Here is a 17816-nt window from a genome sequence, read left to right on the forward strand (position 1 = left end):
CGGTACTGCTTAACCATGTCAGGGATGAATCCCACCAATCTGGAGCGTCAAGATGCACAAACTGATTCGCAAGACAGTGACCTTTTTCGAAGACATTACCGTCGACGGCGGCCGCGAAGCGGCTGTTCCGCTCAAGCTGGTTGGCGTCGCCGCCGTGCTGACCAATCCGTGGGCGGGCCGCGGCTATGTCGAGGACCTCGGGCCGGAGATTCGCGAAATCGGCCCGGTGCTCGGCGAGTTGCTGACGTCGCGCATCCTCGACATCACGGGGTCGGGGGAGAACGTGGAAGGCTATGGCAAGGCATCGATCGTCGGCCTGAACGGCGAGATGGAGCATGCATCGGCGCTGATCCACACGCTGCGTTTCGGCAACAAGTATCGCGAGGCGGTCGGCGCGAAGTCCTATCTTGCGTTCACGAATCTGCGCGGTCCGGCGAATTGCCCGATCACGATTCCGCTCATGCACAAGCACGACGAAGGCATGCGCTCGCATTACCTCACGGTGCAATTCTCGATCACCGACGCGCCGGGTCCGGACGAGATCGTGGTCGCGCTTGGCGCGTCGATCGGCGGCCGGCCGCATCACCGCATCGGCGACCGCTACAAGGACATTCAGGAGATGTCGTCGAATGGCTAGTCACACAGAGCCGGGTGACGGCAAGCGCATGCTCGACGGCACCGCATACCATGTCAGCGGCAGCGGCGAGCCGCTCGTCCTGATTCACGGCGTCGGCATGAATTCGTCGATCTGGGCGCCGCAGATCGCGGAGTTCGAACAAGACCATACGGTGATCGCGCTGGATTTTCTCGGCCACGGCGGCAGCAGCATGCCGCGCGAGGACGCCACGCTCGACGATTACGTCGAGCAGACCGCGCGCTTGCTGCACACGCTCGGTATCGAGCGTGCGACGGTGGTCGGGCATTCGATGGGCGCGCTGATCGCGATCGGCCTCGCGGGCCGTCATCCGGAGCGGGTTGGACGCCTGATCGCCATGAACGCCGTTTTCGAGCGCACGCCCGAGCAGCGCGAGGCGGTGATGAACCGCGCGACCTCGCTCGGCCCGGAAGGCGCGCTCACCGACATGCACGTCACGCTCGGGCGCTGGCTCGGCACGACGAGCCCCGAGCCCGGCCCGGCCGCGGACGCGATCCTGAAGTGTCTCTCGGGCGTCGACGCGAACGGTTATGCGCGCGCTTATCGCGTGTTCGCGAGTTCGGACCGGGCGCACGTCGACGTGCTGCCGCAACTCGACATGCCGGCGCTGTACCTGACCGGCGAGCTCGACGCGAATTCGTCGCCGGCGATGTCGGTGCGCATGGCGGGGCTCACGCCGCGTGGCGTGAGCGAGTCGCTGGACGGCGAGCGGCACATGATGGCCGTGGTGTCGCCGCAAAAGGTCAACCGGGCGATCCGCGCGTTTCTGGACCAATCGCCGCGGCAGAGCGCGACGTCCGCCGCCGCGTCCAGCCCGACGGCCGCGCGTGAAACGAAGGAGGTGTGATGCCTGACGTATTCCAACAATACATCAACGGACGCTTCGAGAATGGCAGCGAAACGTTCGAGAGCGTGAACCCCGCGACGGGCAAGCCCTGGGCGACCATGCCCGCGGCGACGCAGGACGACGTCGAACGGGCCGTGCAGGCGGCGCATGCGGCATTGAGCGATCCCGCGTGGGCGAAGCTCACGGCGACGCAGCGCGGCAAGCTGCTGATCCGTCTCGGCGATCTGCTCGCGCAGAATGCACCGCATCTCGCCTCGATCGAGACGACGGACACCGGCAAGATCATCCGCGAGACGAGCGCGCAGATTGCCTATATCGCCGAGTATTTCCGCTATTTCGGCGGGGCGGCCGACAAGCTCGAAGGCGCGGTGCTGCCGATCGACAAGCCGGACATGGAAGTCACGACGCGTCGCGAGCCGATCGGCGTCGTGGCGGCGATCGTGCCGTGGAACTCGCAGCTGTTCCTTGCCGCGGTCAAGCTCGGTCCCGCGCTGGCGGCCGGCTGCACGGTCGTGTTGAAGGCGTCGGAAGAGGCGCCCGCGCCGCTGCTCGAATTCGCGAAGCTCGTGCACGAGGCCGGTTTTCCCGCGGGCGTCGTGAACGTGCTGACCGGTTTCGGCGAACCGTGCGGCCGCGCCTTGACGAGCCATCGTCTTGTCTCGCGGATCGCCTTCACGGGCGGTCCTGAAACCGCCCGCCACATCGTGCGCAACTCGGCGGCCAATCTCGCGGCGACTTCGCTCGAACTGGGCGGCAAATCGCCGGTCGTCGTGTTCGACGACGCCGACATCGCCGGCACCGTGAACGCCGTGGTGGCCGGCATCTTCGGCGCGTCCGGGCAAAGCTGCGTGGCGGGCTCGCGGCTCATCGTCCACGCGAAGATTCGCGACGCGTTCCTCAATGCGCTCGTCGCGAAGGCACGCCAGATTCGCATCGGCGCCCCCGACGATGCGGCGACCGAAATGGGGCCGCTCGCGACCGCGCGCCAGCTCGAAAAGATCGAGCAGATTGTCGCGTCGAGCGAAGCGGCGGGCGCGGCCGTGCTGACGGGCGGCAAGCGCCCGGCGTCGATGGAAGCCGGGTATTACTACGAGCCGACCATCGTCGATTGCCCGAACCCGGCGATCCCGAGCGTGCAGACGGAGCTGTTCGGGCCGGTGCTGAGCGTGCTCGGATTCGAGACCGAGGAAGAGGCCGTGCGTCTTGCCAACGACACCGAGTACGGCCTGGCCGCCGGCGTATTCACGCGGGACCTGTCGCGCGCGCACCGGATGATGAAGGCGATTCACGCGGGCGTCGTCTGGGTGAACACGTACCGTGCCATCTCGCCGGTCGCGCCGTTCGGCGGCTATGGCGAAAGCGGCTACGGACGCGAAGGCGGTATCGAATCGATTCTCGAATACACGCGCACCAAGACCGTCTGGCTTCGCATTTCGGACGAACCGATTGCCGATCCGTTCGTGATGCGTTGAGGCCAACGATCAGAGTCATGGGATATGGAAGCAAACGTGAATAATCAGCAGGAATCAGACGAGCGCTTCTCGGGGCCGATTCCGCCGTTCGTTCGCGACCTCGTGAGCGCGGCATGCGGCGAGACGGACGGCGCCCGGGTGCTCGGCGCATTGCGCAGCGAAGACGACGTGATGAGCGCGCACGCGATGCGCGCGGCCAAGGCCACGAGTCTGAGCTTCGCGCACAGCCTCGTCGAGCGCATGAAGCGCGAGCATTGGCGCATCGAGTGCGTGTCGTGCGATGTCGACGCGAATGGCGAAGGGACCGTCGTCTACGAGATCACGGCGGCGGGACACCAGTTTCATTTCGCGGCGTTCTCGCAGGCGAGCGACGGCATCGACCGGCCCGGCCGGTTCACGGAGTGGACGTTCGACTTTCTCGGCATCCTCGTCGACGGGCCGGCGGACCTCGCGGCAATCGAGCACGAGCGCGAGGAAATCGTCGGCAAGGTGTGGCGCGGCCGCACGACCAATCTGTCCACGCTCGGCTGGACCGTCGCGAATCGCAGCAACCGTTTTTACGACTACGTGCTCGGCCGCCTGGAAGCGGGCCAGCAGCCGGAACTCGACCATCTCGCCGAGGGCGGCGGCTACATCATCCGCAACGCGGGCTATTACGCCAACGGTCGGCACGGCACGCGCGCATGGGTTTCGCTGCCGCCGGATCATCCGCTCGCCTATCCGTACCACGTCGATCTGTTCGCGCTGTACATGTGGCGGCTCACGAGCTTCACCGTGGTCGAGGCGCAGGCGCGCAGCAGGAATGCCGCGGCGGCGCGTCTCGAACCGGGTTCGAAGCTCGTGCTGGGCGTCGGCAATTCGTCGGGGCTCGGCATGGTGGCGACGCTGGTGCGCTGGCCCGCATGGCTGAGCGCGTTTTCGCTGGGGCGCGAGCTGGCGCTCGCCTATGCGCTGACGCGCGACGCGCAGACTGCACGCGCGGACGCAACGACGCTGGCCGCGCTCCTCACGCGCTCCGCGCGCCTTTATGAAACGCTGCCGGACGGCGACATCGACGAAATGGAGCGGCATGCCGATATCGCGCGTGCGCTCGCGACGCTGGCCTCGGCGGCCGAGCGGTTTGCCGCGACCGGCAGCGTCGACGATCGGCAAACTCGGCAAACGGCGTCGCCCTGGCGGGCACTGCTCGCGAAGGCGCGCTCGCTTGGCAGCGACGAGGCGCACGGGCAGCTCGTCGCGCATCTCGTCGCGCTGTATCCGCGTTTTGCCGCGGCGATGGAAGCGGTCATTCCCTCGACCATGAAGATCACTCGCCAGCAGCGCGTCGAAGCGACGGTCGGCGAATTGCTCGACATCGCGGACACGCGCTATTGCTGGGCGCTCGACGTCGACCGGAGCGCGCCCGAGACCGCCATGTACTTCTGGTACAAGTCGGGCGAGAACGGCGAGAACCGGCGCGGCGAGCGCGCCATCGACCCTGGTGTGGAGAACGAAACGTTCGTCGACGTGGTGGGCGCCGTGCAGGCATTCTGCACCGTGCTGCGCAGCCGGCCTCGCGATGAACTGGTGACGCGTGTGCTGCTGGATCATCCCGAGTTCGTGCACATTGCGAGCCGCATGCAGCTCGCCGCCACGCTGCCGTATTCGGAAATCCGCGAGAACGTGATCGGCCAGTCGTTCTTCCCGATGGACGCGATCCGCTTCCTGCTCACGACGTTCGGCCTCGAAACGTCGCAGCCGGTCACGCGTCAATGGGTGCGCGGCGTCTTTCTTCTCAACGCCGTGTTGCCGGAGGACCTGCTCGGCGCTTCCGCATCCGCGCACATGCCGCAAGGTGCCCGTGTGGCTTTGTCTGGCAGCGTTGCCGGACAGCAGGAGGACGAGCGATGAGCACATTGAGATTGAGCTACCCGGAACTCGCGCGCACCACGCCCGAGATGTTGCGCGCCTGCGGCTTCTCGGTCGGCCAGGCGGACGACGCCGCCGAGATGATCCTGCTGACGGAAGCGCTGTCCGGCGATGCCTACCGCTATCTGCTCGACAGCAAGGGGACGACGCTGAACGCCGCGTTGCGGCCGCGCGTCCTGCATGAAGAGGACGGCCAGTACCGGATCGACGGCGCGGGTTTGTCGCTGTTGCAGATCGGACCGCGTCTTGTCGATCTCGCGTGTGGCGAGGCGTCGCGTTCGGGATGCGCGCTCATGATCGTGAGCCGCACGGACGGTGCGCAATTCGCGCCGTATCTGGCGCGCCGCGCGGCGCTGCACGGATATCGCGCGGTGCTGTGCATGAGTGGACCGGGTGCGCAGAGGCCGGTTGTTGCCGAACCGGATGGCGAGGGCCGCAAGCCCATCGTGTACGCCGGTATGGAACACGCATCGAACGATGGCGTAGCCGCGAGCACGCCCTCGCTTATGGAGCGGCTCGGCCAGTTTCTCGCACTGCATTCCGATGCGACGGCCGGCCACAACGGATGGGTGGCCATTGCCGTCGAGCGCATCGTACAGGGCGACGGCAAGCATCCGGCGCCGGTTTCTCGCGACGCCGATGCTGACACCGAAGCGGTCCAGCGCATCGACATGGACAAGGCGCTCGATCAGGCGCTTCGCCACGGCGTGACGATGGAGGCGTCGACCTTCTCGCGGCTCGGCGAACTGCTGGTGTCGCTGCGCGTTCCCACCTCGGAGCGCAGTCGCCGCCAGGCCGGTTGAACCCAGGATATTCCGATCACGAAGAGAGTATTTCGACCTATGGACTACATCAATTTCGGCAGCAGCAGCCTCAAGGTTTCGCGCATCGGCTTCGGCGCGATGGGTATCGGCGACAAGGCGTGGCGCTCGTGGGTGCTCGACGCGGACGAGGCGCGGCCGCTCGTTCGCCGGGCCGTCGAAGCCGGCATCAACTTCTTCGATACCTGCGACTTCTATTCCGCCGGCGCCAGCGAGCGGATTCTCGGCGAGCTGCTCGGCGAGTTCGGCAGCCGGAGCGAATTCGTCATCGCCACCAAATTCGGCAACCCGATGGGCAAGGGGCCGAATGCGCGCGGCTATTCGCGCAAGCACATCGTCGAGGCGGTGGAAGCGTCGCTGCGTCGCCTGAAGACCGACTACATCGATCTGTATCAGACGCACATCTGGGACGAGTCCACGAACATCGACGAAATGATGGCCGCGCTCGACCACCTGGTGCGCTCGGGCAAGGTGCTCTACGTCGGCGCCGCGGACATGCCGTGCTGGCAGTTCGCGAAGTCGCTCTACAGCGCGCGTTTTCGTGGACAGGCGAGCTTCGTGTCGATGCAGAACCACTACAACGCGGTATGGCGCGAGGACGAGCGCGAACTGCTACCGCTTTGCCGCCACGAAGGGGTCGCGATGCTGCCGTATAGCCCGATGGCGAGAGGCTTTCTGTGCGGCGAGGCGCGGCGCGATCGCAACTCGACCGAACGCGCGCGCACCGATGGCTATACGTGGGAGTGGTACGGACGCGCGGCGGATCACGCCGTCGGCGCGGCGGTGGACGCGGTGGCTCGCTCGCGCGGCCTGACGCCCGCACAGGTCGCTCTCGCATGGGTGTTGAACAAACTGCCGTCCGCAACGCCGATTATCGGCGCAACGACGCTGCCGCAAGTGGACGAAGCACTCGCCGCGGTGGGCGTCGTTTTGTCCGCGGAGGAGATGCAAACGATCGGCGCGGCCTACGAACCGCGTCCGCGTAGCGGACACTTCTGAGCGGAGAGCAGGGAAGGGCGGCTGGCGGGTTCCTGAGGCACCGGTCAGCCGTCCCTCGATACAGCATGCGCCAATACAGAGATATCGATAAGTATTACAGATTAAAAAAGCGGGCTTGCCCGGACAACCATCGGAGACTGGAATTGAAAAAGATATTCATCGCACTTTCGGCAGCGACGATCGCCGCGCCCGCGTTCGCCCAAAGTTCCGTCACGCTGTATGGCGTACTCGACGAGGCCATACAGCTGAACACGAACGCGAAGCATGTGGTGGGTTCGACCAACGTCGGCGGCCGCCAGTGGTCGCTCGATTCGCTTGCGGGTCCGTATGGAAGCCGCTGGGGCATCAAGGGCAAGGAAGACCTCGGCGGCGGTCTCGCTGCCGTGTTCACTCTGGAGTCGGGTGTCAATCTGAATACGGGCGCGTTCGCACAAGGGGGAACGGCCTTCGGCCGTCAGGCATTCGTCGGCCTGTCGAGCAACCGGTTCGGCACGCTGACGCTCGGCCGCCAGTACGACAGCGTGAACGACTACGTGGGCCAGTTCGGATTCGGCCTTGCCGCCTATGGCAGCGGCGCATCGCATCCCGGCGACATCGACAACGCTGCGCGAACCTATCGCCAGAACAATTCGATCAAGTACGCTTCGCCGAGCTTTTCGGGGCTGCGCTTCGGCGGCACCGTCATGCTCGGCGGGGTCGCGGGATCGGTCTCGCAGAACAGCGGCTACACGGTCGGTGTCGGCTACAACAACGGCCCGCTCGGACTCGGCGTGGTGTACGAGTTCTTCAGGAATCCGTCGAATGCCGGCGCGGTGCTGAACGGTAATGCCAACGCGGTGCCGCCGGCGACCTCGACGGCTTTCGGCTCGATCAACTCGGGCTACCTCACCGGCAATGCGCCCGCCACCTCATGGCAGGTCGTTGCGGCGGGCGGCCAGTACACGTTTGCCTCGGCTGCGATCGGCATGCTGTATTCGAACGTGAAGTACGGAAACATCGGCCATTTCAACGGCGCGACCGCAACGTTCAACAACGTCGAAATCAACGGCATGTACCGGTTTTCGCCGGCGGCATTCGTCTCGGCCGCGTATAGCTACACGAAGGGCAATGCGGTGTCCGGCGATATCGGCGATCAGACCTACCATCAGTTCTCCGCGCTCGCCGACTACTCGCTCTCGAAGCGCACCGACCTCTACGTTGCCGCGACCTACCAGATTGCCAGCGGAACCAGCTCGACCGGCGCGCCGGCCGTCGCGAATATTTCGCTGCTGGGCGACTCGTCCAACACCCGCCAGGCGCTCGTGCGATTCGGCATGCGCCATATGTTCTGACAGCAACGACCCGCTAACAGGAGAGCACTATCATGACCACCAGCCGGTTCGAACTGCCAGCCAGTTCCGACAACGCTTCATCGGGCGACGATCCGCAGTCGCAAAAAGTACAGCGGCTTGCGCGCTCTATCTTTCTGGTTCAACTCGTCACAGTCGGGATCGGCTATCTGATCTACTCGATGAATCGCTCGGCGTTTCCGATCGGCCTGCACAGCATTGCCAAGTCTCTTGGCTTTAGCGTTCAGCAGGTCGGTACGCTGGCGACTATTTTTCTGTTGGGCCAGGCGCTTATCGATGTGCCCGCGGGATTGTGGAACGCGGGCCACGGCAAGGCCGGGGTCACGCCACGCATGAACGCGCTGATGCTGATCGGGACCGCGGGTGCCGGGGCAACGTCGATGCTGCTCGCGTATTTCGCGTACAACTATCCGTTGACGCTGTCGTATCGCGTGCTGTTCGGCGTGTTCGAAGGCATCTTCAATATCAGTGCCTACTCGTTCGCCGGATCGGTACTGCCGCAACGTCGCGCGTTTCTGAACAACTGCCTCGGGTTTTTCTTCGCGACCGGCGCCGTGATCGGCCCGACCGTCTTCAGCCAGATCATTGCGACTTCCGACGAGAACACCGGCTGGCGGCTCGGCCTGTCGATCTTCGGTGCGGTCACGATCGTGCTCGCCGTGGTGATGTTCATCGTCATGGCGCTGACGCTCAAGAAGATGTGGCGCGACCAGCCCGCGGCGAAGGCGGCTTCTCAGGCGAAGCAGCGCAACAGCGAGACGACTGCCGCCGCGTTCCTCGACGTCGCGCGTCGTGGCTCGATGTGGAAGGGGTTGGCTATTCACGCGGTGAACCTGATTTCGTACTGGGAATTCAGCGGCCTCATGCCGACATTCCTGATTCAGTATCAGCACAAGAGCGTGGGTTTTGTCGGTGTCGTGTTCGGATTCGGCTTTGGGCTGACGAGTCTCGTTTCGCCTCTTTTCGGCTGGATTGCCGACCGCTACGGCAGACAGGTGGTCGTCGCAACGCTTGGCATCGTCGATGCGATCGGCCTGTACGTTCTCCTGAATCATCCGGCGGGGCAGGCCATGACGATGGTCGTCGTCTTTATCATCGGGGTCGGCCTCAATACGCTGTATTTCATGGGCTATACGCTAGCGCAGGACGGGGTGCCGAACCATCGCGTCGCGATCGCAACCGGCTTTGCGGGCGCGATCGGCTATCTCGTGGCGAGCGGCGCCGGTCCGGTTTCGGGCTGGCTGACGGGCATCGCCGATTACCGTCTCGCCGGCACGATCGAGCTGATTGGGCCTCAGATCGTCGTGGCGATTCTCGCGATCGTGTTCTTGCCCGGCATCAGGACGTGGCAACGGATGAAGAAGGATGGTCCGCTGATTGATTGAGCGGTTGTCGTATTGCGGCTGGATTGATTGATCGCTGTATCTGCGCCCCGGTCGTAACCGGGGCGTATTCATGACGGCAAGCTCGCTATCGTCGCAAGGTTCGCGAAAGACCGTCGAGACATCAGAAGCGGTAAGAGAGCCTTGGGGAAAACGCTCGCCGCCGCCGCCGTCGCGCTCCATGACGCGAGGACCAACGGCGCCGACTGCCCGACCGATCGGTTCCGATACGACCGGTCATGTCGATGCAAGCTCCATTCTCTTACCCTGCAGGAACCGGCGCGCGGCCGGGTCGCGCTCGAGACCGATTGCCAGATCGTACGCGTCGAGTGCTTGCGCTGTCGCACCGACACGCGCGAGCAGATTGGCGCGTGCGGCCCAGTAGGGCTGGTAGTCGGCCAGTCGTGGATCGTCCGCATAGGGCGCAAGCGCGTCGAGCGCCGCCTGCGGGCCGTCGCGTTCCGCCAACGCGAGCGCGCGATTGATTGCCACCACCGGCGACGCTGCAATGGCGAGCAGTCCATCGTAGAGCTGAACGATTTCATCCCAGTTCGGGCGACGCGTCCGGCAGCGATGCACATGTGCCGACTGCAGTGCAGCCTCGAGCTGAAAGCGCCCGATTGCATTGAGCGCGTTCGCTCGCCGCAGCAGTGCGTTCGCTGTGTCGATCATCGGTGCGTGCCATGTTGCCGGGTTCTGAGCCGACAGCGGCACGTAGTTGCCAGCCTCATCGCGTCGCGCATTGCGCCGCGCCTGCGCAAACAGCATCAGCGCGAGCAGACCAAGCGCTTCCGGTTCGTCGGGCAGCAGCTCGACCAGCAGTTGCGCGAGATAGAACGCTTCGTCGGCGAGATCGCGCCGCTCGATATCGCCGCCGAGCGGGTCCGTCCAACCTTCCGCATACGCCGCATAGACCGCTTCGAGTACCGCCGCGAGCCGGCCAGGCAATTCCTCGCGCTCGGGGACCGTGAATGGAATGCCCGCTTCGCGAATCTTGGTTTTCGCCCGCACGAGGCGTTTGCTCATGGCGGCGGGCGACATCAGGAACGCGGACGCGATCGTCTTCGCTTCGAGGCCCAACACGACTTGCAGCATCAGCGGCGTGCGAATGGCGGCTTCGAGCGCAGGGTGAGTGCACGCGAACAGCAGGGCGAGCCGCCGGTCGGGTAACGCGCCGGCTTCGCACTCGTCGATCTCGTCGGCGAGGATCAGGAGCTGGTTCGCGACTTCGTCGCCGGTCCGGCGATGGCGTGCGCCGTCGATTGCCCGACGGCGCGCGACCGTCATCAGCCAGGCTTCGGGATTCGCGGGGCAGCCGTGCTCGGGCCAATCCGCGAGCGCGGCCGCGAATGCGTCGGCAAGCGCATCCTCGGCCGCGGCGACGTCGCGCGTGCGCATCGCCAGCAGGGCGACGAGCTTGCCGTAGCTGCGGCGCGCGACCGCCTCGGCAACCGAACGCGCGGCGCCGTCATCGCCACGGCCGCCGGCGGACGAACTCATGCAGAGGGCGCTTCGTAGGGCGCGGTCCAGACCGGGCGCACTTCCATGACGCCGTGCGCCGCGCCGGGACAGCGCGATGCCCACGTCATCGCCGCGTCCAGGTTGGGTACGTCGATCAGATAGTAGCCGGCGAGTTGCTCCTTCGAATCGGAATACGGTCCGTCGAGCACCTGCGGCTTGCCGTCGACGAGCCGCACCGTGGTAGCTGTGCTCGTGTGTTGCAGCCGGTTGGCGCCCACCAGCGCCCCCGCTTTCTTCAGCGATTCGGTGTACGCCTGATAGGCGGCAACGCCTTGCTGCCGCTCGCTGTCGGTCATTCTGTTCCAGCCGTTTTCTTCCGAGTAGATCATCAACAGGTATTCCATTTGAGCCTCCGTTATGGGGTTGAGGCGGACGAATCGAATCGGGCCGCCATCACAATGACGCGCGGGCCGCATGCTGATGGACAAGGGGGTGTCGAAAAAAGTGTGGAAGGCCGTGGGGGGCGGCTTCATTAAAGAATAGACGTTTGAGTTTCGCCCGATCGACCGTGGTGCAAAGCATTGTCGATCGGGTGATGGGCATTGTCGAGTTGTGGTGATGAGGCTGGTCTGCATCGGATGCCAACTGTGGCTCGAACCCGGAATTCGAGGTGGTACCGCATCTAGTTGTAAACGCCAGGTTACGCTTATGAATTCAAATGTATACTTGTGGATATATAAGAATCCAATATGTATTTCGTGTATTCCCTGAAAAAGCACGGACTTGCTCATCCTGGACGAGCCCGACTGCCCGAAGTGGAGACAGATCGTATGGATTGCCAACCTGGTCGGAGCCGTGGTTGTCTGAGGACGGTGTGGTTCGCCGCCGCGATGTCGATTACATTAATTGCCGGTGCGACGGCGCGAGCGGCGGACAACAGCTATCCGGTCCAGCCGATCCGCATTCTCGTTGGCGAATCACCTGGCGGTGCGACGGACATCATCGCGCGTCTCGTCGCGAAGAACATGACGCGCGAACTCGGGCAGTCCGTCATCGTCGAGAATCACACGGGCGCAGCGGGTTCGATTGCGTCGACTGTCGTCGCGCATAGCCGTGCGGACGGCTACACGCTTGCCGTCGTGTCGAGCAGCTACGCGATCAACCCGAGCTTCATGAAGCTCTCCTACGATCCGCAGACCGATCTGGTGCCGGTCAGTCTGCTGGTACGCGCACCGTTTCTGCTGGTGACGAGCCCGTTGCTGAAGGTCGGTGATGTAAAGGCACTGCTCGCGCTCGCTGCGCAGAAACATGGCGCGCTCACCTATGCGTCGGGCGGCACCGACAGTTCCGATCACCTGGCCGGCGTGCTGTTTTCGAGTCTGTCGAAACAGAAGATGACGCATGTGCCGTATCGCGGTGCCGGGCCCGCGCTTATCGACGTGATGTCAGGGCAGGTTGCGTTTCAGTTCGCCAGCGTGCTGTCCGCGACGCCGTTCGTGAGACAGGGCCAGTTGAAGGCGCTGGCTGTATCGAGCGGAACGCGGCTGCCTTCCGCGCCGCAGATTCCCACCGTTGCGGAGTCGGGTGTGCCCGGCTACGAAGCGCTGACGTGGTACGGACTCGTCGCGCCGAAAGGCACACCACCCGACGTCATACAGAAGTTGACCGCTGCGGCGCACGCGGCCGTCAACGAAGCATCGGTGCGCGCGCAGATCGTCAACGAAGGCGCTGAGCCGGTCGGCAGCAGCGGGCCGGAATTTGCGTCGTTTCTCGCGAGTCAACTGACGAAATTCCACGGACTCGTTTCGATCGCCAATGGCAGCGGCGGTTGATCGCGCCGTTTTCGCCGGGTTTCGCCACGCCATCGACACCTCAGGAAAAGGTCGCTCACGATGATCATTGAACGAATCGAAGTTATCGTCACCGACTTGCCGGTACGTCTGCAGCGCCTTCGATCCACCGGCATCTACGACACGGGCGCGAGTGGCGCGCTGCTCGGCAAGCCGGTGATGGTGAAGATTCATGCGGAAGGCGTCGTTGGCTATGGGCAGATTCGCCCGCTCACACCGCATCATTCGATGGCCGACACGTACGGCAGCATCATTACCGCGGTGCGCGATCTGTATGGCCCGCGTTTGATCGGCCGGCGTCTGACCGAGCTCGAGCAGTTGCAGATCATCTTCGACGAAGCGGCGCCGCAGAACTTCAACGCACGCGCATTGATCGATCACGCGTTTCACGACGCGCTCGGCAAGGCGCTGAATCTGCCGGTCTATGAACTGATCGGTGGTTTGTGTCAGCCGCGAATTCCACTCGAATGGTCTGTGAGCATGGCCGACGATCCGTCGAAGATGATCGCCGATGCCGAGCGTGCAATTGGCGAATTCGGCATTCGTGTGCTGTGCCTGAAGGCGGGGCATCGCGACGGCTGGCGGCGCGATGTCGAGAATTTTCTCGCGGTCCGCGAGACAGTTGGCGACGACATAACGATCGGCATGGACCCGAATACAGGCTGGACTGTCAGCGAAACCTTCCGCGTGCTCAACGCGCTCGCAGGCGCAGGTCTCGACTATCTCGAGCAGCCGGTGGGGAAACACGATCTCGACGGCATGGCGCGTATCCGAGCCGCTGCGCACGGTGTACCGCTCATGGCCGACGAGGCGTGCTGCTCGCTCGCCGACGCGCACGCGATCATCGCCGCGAAAGCCGCCGACGTACTCTGCATCAAGCTCTATAAGCATGGCGGCATCACGACGGCGCGCAAGATTGCCGCGCTTGCCGAGGCGGTGTCGCTGCAGATCAATTGCGGCGGTCTCGCGGTGCTGTCGCAACTGGAAGCGGCCGCGGGCGCGCATTTCTACGCGAGCCGGCCCGCGAAGCGCGTCATGCCTGCTGGTGAATTCATCTTCGGGCTGGGGGTGATGGGATCCGATCCGTTGGTCGGAGAAACGGATTTCGTTGTGCGCGACGGCCATGCGAACGTGCCGCGCGGTCCCGGCTTCGGCGTGACGGTCGACGAACGCGCGGTCGAGCGTACGACGCTTGCCAGAGAGGTTGTCGCATGAGCATGGCTAGCTCGCTCGCAACGCGCGATACGCGCGTGACTGAAGCGCTTGCCGCGTGGACGGCAGCGTTGCGATTCGAGGCGATTCCCGCCGATGTCGTCGCGCACGCGAAACTGTGCCTCATCGATGCGCTCGGCTGCGGGCTATACGGCGCGCGTCAACCGTGGGGCGTGATGGCTGCCGAGACTGCATCGGCATTCGGTGGCCGTGACGCGACGCTGTTCGGCAGTGCATCGCGTGCGAGCGCGCCGGACGCGGCGCTCGCCAATGGCACCGCGATCCATGGTTTTGAAGTCGACGACGTGCACGTCACGTCGTCGTTGCATCCCGGCTCGGTGACGATTCCTGCGGTGCTTGCGACCGCCGAGTTGCGCCGCGCGTCGGGCGCACAGTTGCTGACGGCGGTCATCACCGGCTATGAAGCGGGCATCCGCGTCGGCATCTGTGCGGGCCTTACGCATTCGACGAGCGGCTATCACGTGACGGGCACGGTCGGTACACTTGCATCATCGGCCGCGGTGGCACACGTGTTGGCGCTCGATGCGCGCGCTACGCTGCATGCACTCGCGATCGGCGCGACTCAGGCCGCCGGTCTCTACGCGGCGCGCATGGGCGCAATGGCCAAGCGCTTTCACGCTGGACGTGCGGCGCAAAGTGGCGTGATCGCCGCGTATCTCGCACAGCGCGGTTTCACCGGCAGCGATGTTGCAATTGAGGCACCGTTCGGCGGCTTCATGAGCACGCTGCGCGGCCAGTTCGATCCCGCGACGATCGTCGATGGGCTCGGCGAGCGGTGGGAAACGAAGCAGGTCGGCTTCAAGGTCTACGCCGCATGTGCGAGCGCACACACCACCGTCGATGCGCTTGATGCGCTGATGAAGCGCGGCCTTACCGCCGAACGCCTTGCGCGTCTTCGCATCGGTTTGAGCAAGAAGGGGTTCACGAATATCGGCTGGCCATACACGCCGACGGAAGTTGTGTCCGCGCAGATGAGCGGCTATTACACCGCGGCGGTCAAGCTGCTCGACGGTGACGCATTCGTCGATCAATACCGGCCGGAACGCATCGCGGATCCGACGGTGCTCGCGTTGATCGACAAGATTGAGATTTATCACGATCAGGCGCTTGACGCGGGTGGTGCGGAAAAACGCCATACCGCGCAAGTGAGCGCGCAACTTGTCGATGGCAGCGAGATGAACGTGCGGATCGAGCATCGTCTCGGCAGCGCACAACGGCCGCTCGGCGCAGACGTGATCCGTGCAAAGTTCGTGAGGCTCGCCGCTTCGGCGCTCGGCGCGCAGGCCGCGCATCGCATTCTCGCTTTCGTCGACGATATCGAAGGCGCCGACGACCTGTCGCCGCTGTTTTCGATGCTGTCGGCAATATCTAACGGCTAAACGACGTTTTGTCGTTTGAGTTGACAAAACAGGTGGCGTCGCTTGCGTGTATACACGAGCGGAGAAGACAAGCTGCACTGCAGCGAAGCTCAATACCATCGGTTGTCGATATCGCAACGCTACAGTCTGCCTGAACACACGTATTTTTGCGCGCTTCAATCATTTCAGTGCAGCAGCGGTTGCCGTTTCGGTGGTTTCCGGCGCATCTTGTGTTCTCCGTGTATACACGAGGTTTGCCGTAAAGAATTCATGTGTATACTCATGTATAAATAAACGTGATTTCCTTCTTACGTCAGGATATGAACGCTCAAACCGCTGGAAGCCGCCTTCGTCAGTTGATGGCGCGTAAGGAAAAAGTGCTGTCGGTGTTGCATCCGCCGTCCGCCGCGCTCGCGCGCATCATGGATCAGACCGGTTGCGAAGCGGGTTTCGTCGGTACCGGCAGTGTGGTCGGTTCGTACACGGGGCTTGCCGACGTCGGCTCACTGTCGATGCCGGAGTGCGTACAGGTTGCCGGCTGGATCGCGCAATCGGTGCGCTTCCCCGTGATCATGGATGGAGACACGGGACACGGCGGCATCATGGCCGTACGCCGAATGGTGCGTGAATGCATACGCGCAGGTCTCGCCGGCGTGCGAATCGACGATCAACCGCTCGAAGGCAAGCGCCGCACGCAGACGGCTGGCATCGAGGTTGTGCCAGTGGAGCAGGCGGTGGCGCGCTATCGCGCCGCCGTCGAGATGCGCGATGAACTCGATCCGAGCTTCGTGATCATGGCGCAGTGCTATGCGCGCGACGCGACCAACAGCAGCCTCGACGATACGATTTTGCGTCTGCGCGCATATCGCGAAGCCGCGGGCGTTGACTGGGTGCAACTGGAGTCGCCGCATTCGCTTGAGGAGATCCGTCAGTGCCGCGCGAGCGTCGATGGTCACTTTTCCTTCATGAAGGGCAAATTGCCACGCTATCTGAGCGCACAAGAGCACCTCGAACTCGGTACCAATCTCGCATGGTATCCAGGCTTCACGCACCACGTGATCTGGGCGGCGCTCGGCGATTTCATGAAGGCGTTCAATGAAAAGGGTATGGCGGCCTGGGACGAATTCGAGCAGGCGCGTCGCGACGATCCCTACATCATTCCCGGCCCTGGCAGAAATGGCGAGGGCGCGGAGAAACAGGCGGAACTGGAAGCGCGTTATCAGGCGATCGATCTGAGCGCATTCCGTCGGTGAGAAGTTACTCGAAAAACAATAGATAACGACAACAGATCTGGAGACAGCAGGACAATGAAAAAGTCACTCTTATATGGAGCGCTCGCGTTCAGTCCGATCGCGGCGTTCGCGCAGTCTTCGTCAGTCACGCTGTACGGTATTGTCGACACCGGTATCGTGTTCGAATCGGGCGGACCAAAGGGCTGGGGTGTCAACATGTCGAGCGGCGTGCAGGACGTGAGCCGCTGGGGCATCAAGGGCGAGGAGGCGCTCGGCGGTGGCTACTCGGTGATCTTCAAGCTCGAGGACGGCATTCTTGTCAACAATGGCCAGACCGATACGGCTAATGCGGCATTCAGCCGCGTTTCGTACGTGGGTATCAGTAGCCCTTACGGAACGGTCACCGCTGGCCTCGATTTCACCCCGATCTATCTGGTGCTGTCGCCGCTTACACCGTTCGGTAATGCGTTCGGCGGGTCGCCCGGTCAATTGATGGCCGGCGAAAAGGGCGGTACGCGCGCGCCGAACCAGATCATCTACCACAGCCCGGATTTCTACGGCTTCAAGGCGAATGTCGCATATGGCTTCGGCAATGTGGCGGGCAGCATCGGCGATTCGCAGCAGTTCGGCTTTTCGCTCAGCTACAAGATCGGACCGGCGACGTTCGAATGGGGTCACCAGCAGGTCAACAATTCAACGTCGACCGATACGTCGCGCAATGATCTGATCACTGGCCGCTACGACTTCGGCTTCGCAACGGCGCATGTCGGCTTCGGCATTAGTCGTGGCATGGGCACGACCAACAGTCGTGATTTCCTGATCGGTTTCAGCAAGCGCGTCGCGGCTGTGCATGAGTTCTATCTCGCGTATCAGCACAAGAACGACTTGAACCAGCACCAGTTCAACGCTACCGGCATCATCGCCGATTACGGCTATTTCATATCGAAGCGCACGAATCTGTACGTCGCGGCGTTCTGGCTCAGCAATCACCGCTTCACGACGACGAAGTTCGGCACAGGCGATCGTGAACTGGATATTGGTATTCGCCATCTTTTTTAATAAGCAATTTAGTTCGGTATCTTAAATATGGTGCAGATGCAGGGCAGGCTCGAAGATCGGCCGCCGCGCGAGTCGATGGAATACGACGTGGTGATCGTCGGCGGCGGCCCGGCCGGGCTGTCGGCGGCGATCCGCCTGAAGCAGCGCGCCGCCGCGCAGGGCGTCGAGCTTGGCGTGTGCGTACTCGAAA

The 17816-nt window shown here is 63.6% G+C and carries 16 protein-coding genes; 14 read left to right on the forward strand and 2 right to left on the reverse strand.

Annotation, left to right across the window (positions count from 1 at the left end; genetic code table 11):
* Nucleotides 1–52: 52 nt before the first annotated feature.
* The 8 genes from F3J20_RS11580 (at nucleotide 53) to F3J20_RS11615 (ending at nucleotide 9436) form a co-directional block, all read left to right on the forward strand.
* A complete protein-coding gene (locus F3J20_RS11580; protein WP_167048609.1) occupies nucleotides 53–637 on the forward strand; it encodes an amino acid synthesis family protein in 585 nt (194 codons plus the stop codon).
* On the forward strand, nucleotides 630–1502 hold the full coding sequence (locus F3J20_RS11585; protein WP_167048611.1) for an alpha/beta hydrolase: 873 nt from the start codon (nucleotides 630–632) through the stop codon (nucleotides 1500–1502). The genes F3J20_RS11580 and F3J20_RS11585 overlap by 8 nt, the downstream gene beginning before the upstream one ends.
* Nucleotides 1502–2974 (forward strand): aldehyde dehydrogenase, encoded by a 1473-nt coding sequence (locus tag F3J20_RS11590; protein ID WP_167048613.1) that lies wholly within the window; start codon nucleotides 1502–1504, stop codon nucleotides 2972–2974. Before F3J20_RS11585 ends, F3J20_RS11590 begins: the two co-directional genes overlap by 1 nt.
* A gap of 36 nt (nucleotides 2975–3010) precedes the next feature.
* Nucleotides 3011–4864, forward strand: coding sequence for a hypothetical protein (locus tag F3J20_RS11595; protein WP_167048616.1), 1854 nt, complete (start codon nucleotides 3011–3013; stop codon nucleotides 4862–4864).
* The gene (locus tag F3J20_RS11600) at nucleotides 4861–5685 is read left to right on the forward strand and encodes a hypothetical protein (protein ID WP_167048618.1); all 825 of its coding nucleotides are present in this window, start codon (nucleotides 4861–4863) and stop codon (nucleotides 5683–5685) included. Before F3J20_RS11595 ends, F3J20_RS11600 begins: the two co-directional genes overlap by 4 nt.
* 39 nt (nucleotides 5686–5724) lie before the next feature.
* Complete coding sequence (locus F3J20_RS11605) at nucleotides 5725–6702, forward strand: aldo/keto reductase (RefSeq protein WP_167048620.1); 978 nt, start codon at nucleotides 5725–5727, stop codon at nucleotides 6700–6702.
* A 143-nt stretch (nucleotides 6703–6845) separates the two neighbouring features.
* On the forward strand, nucleotides 6846–8033 hold the full coding sequence (locus F3J20_RS11610; RefSeq protein ID WP_167283397.1) for a porin: 1188 nt from the start codon (nucleotides 6846–6848) through the stop codon (nucleotides 8031–8033).
* A 32-nt stretch (nucleotides 8034–8065) separates the two neighbouring features.
* The gene (locus tag F3J20_RS11615) at nucleotides 8066–9436 is read left to right on the forward strand and encodes an MFS transporter (protein WP_167048624.1); all 1371 of its coding nucleotides are present in this window, start codon (nucleotides 8066–8068) and stop codon (nucleotides 9434–9436) included.
* A gap of 234 nt (nucleotides 9437–9670) precedes the next feature.
* Here the strand turns inward: F3J20_RS11615 and F3J20_RS11620 are convergent, their stop codons facing one another.
* Nucleotides 9671–10933 (reverse strand): DUF6596 domain-containing protein, encoded by a 1263-nt coding sequence (locus F3J20_RS11620; RefSeq protein ID WP_167048626.1) that lies wholly within the window; start codon nucleotides 10931–10933, stop codon nucleotides 9671–9673.
* Nucleotides 10930–11298 carry a YciI family protein gene (locus tag F3J20_RS11625; RefSeq protein ID WP_167048628.1) on the reverse strand — a complete coding sequence of 123 codons (369 nt, stop codon included), beginning with the start codon at nucleotides 11296–11298 and terminating at the stop codon, nucleotides 10930–10932. The genes F3J20_RS11620 and F3J20_RS11625 overlap by 4 nt, the downstream gene beginning before the upstream one ends.
* A gap of 486 nt (nucleotides 11299–11784) precedes the next feature.
* Between F3J20_RS11625 and F3J20_RS11630 the strand changes: the two genes are divergently transcribed.
* The 6 genes from F3J20_RS11630 to F3J20_RS11655 all read left to right on the forward strand — a co-directional run.
* On the forward strand, nucleotides 11785–12726 hold the full coding sequence (locus F3J20_RS11630) for a tripartite tricarboxylate transporter substrate binding protein (protein ID WP_167048630.1): 942 nt from the start codon (nucleotides 11785–11787) through the stop codon (nucleotides 12724–12726).
* Between the two features lie 60 nt (nucleotides 12727–12786).
* Nucleotides 12787–13959: an enolase C-terminal domain-like protein gene (locus F3J20_RS11635; protein WP_167283398.1), complete on the forward strand. Its 1173-nt coding sequence runs from the start codon at nucleotides 12787–12789 to the stop codon at nucleotides 13957–13959.
* Nucleotides 13956–15356: an MmgE/PrpD family protein gene (locus F3J20_RS11640; protein ID WP_167048633.1), complete on the forward strand. Its 1401-nt coding sequence runs from the start codon at nucleotides 13956–13958 to the stop codon at nucleotides 15354–15356. Before F3J20_RS11635 ends, F3J20_RS11640 begins: the two co-directional genes overlap by 4 nt.
* 299 nt (nucleotides 15357–15655) lie before the next feature.
* The gene (locus F3J20_RS11645; protein WP_167283399.1) at nucleotides 15656–16588 is read left to right on the forward strand and encodes an isocitrate lyase/PEP mutase family protein; all 933 of its coding nucleotides are present in this window, start codon (nucleotides 15656–15658) and stop codon (nucleotides 16586–16588) included.
* Between the two features lie 54 nt (nucleotides 16589–16642).
* Nucleotides 16643–17626, forward strand: coding sequence for a porin (locus F3J20_RS11650; protein ID WP_167048637.1), 984 nt, complete (start codon nucleotides 16643–16645; stop codon nucleotides 17624–17626).
* 36 nt (nucleotides 17627–17662) lie between these two features.
* Nucleotides 17663–17816 (forward strand): FAD-dependent oxidoreductase (locus F3J20_RS11655; RefSeq protein ID WP_167283401.1); only part of this gene is annotated, 154 nt, incomplete at its 3' end.

This window comes from Paraburkholderia sp. Cy-641 (genome assembly GCF_011752945.1).
Taxonomy (GTDB): domain Bacteria; phylum Pseudomonadota; class Gammaproteobacteria; order Burkholderiales; family Burkholderiaceae; genus Paraburkholderia.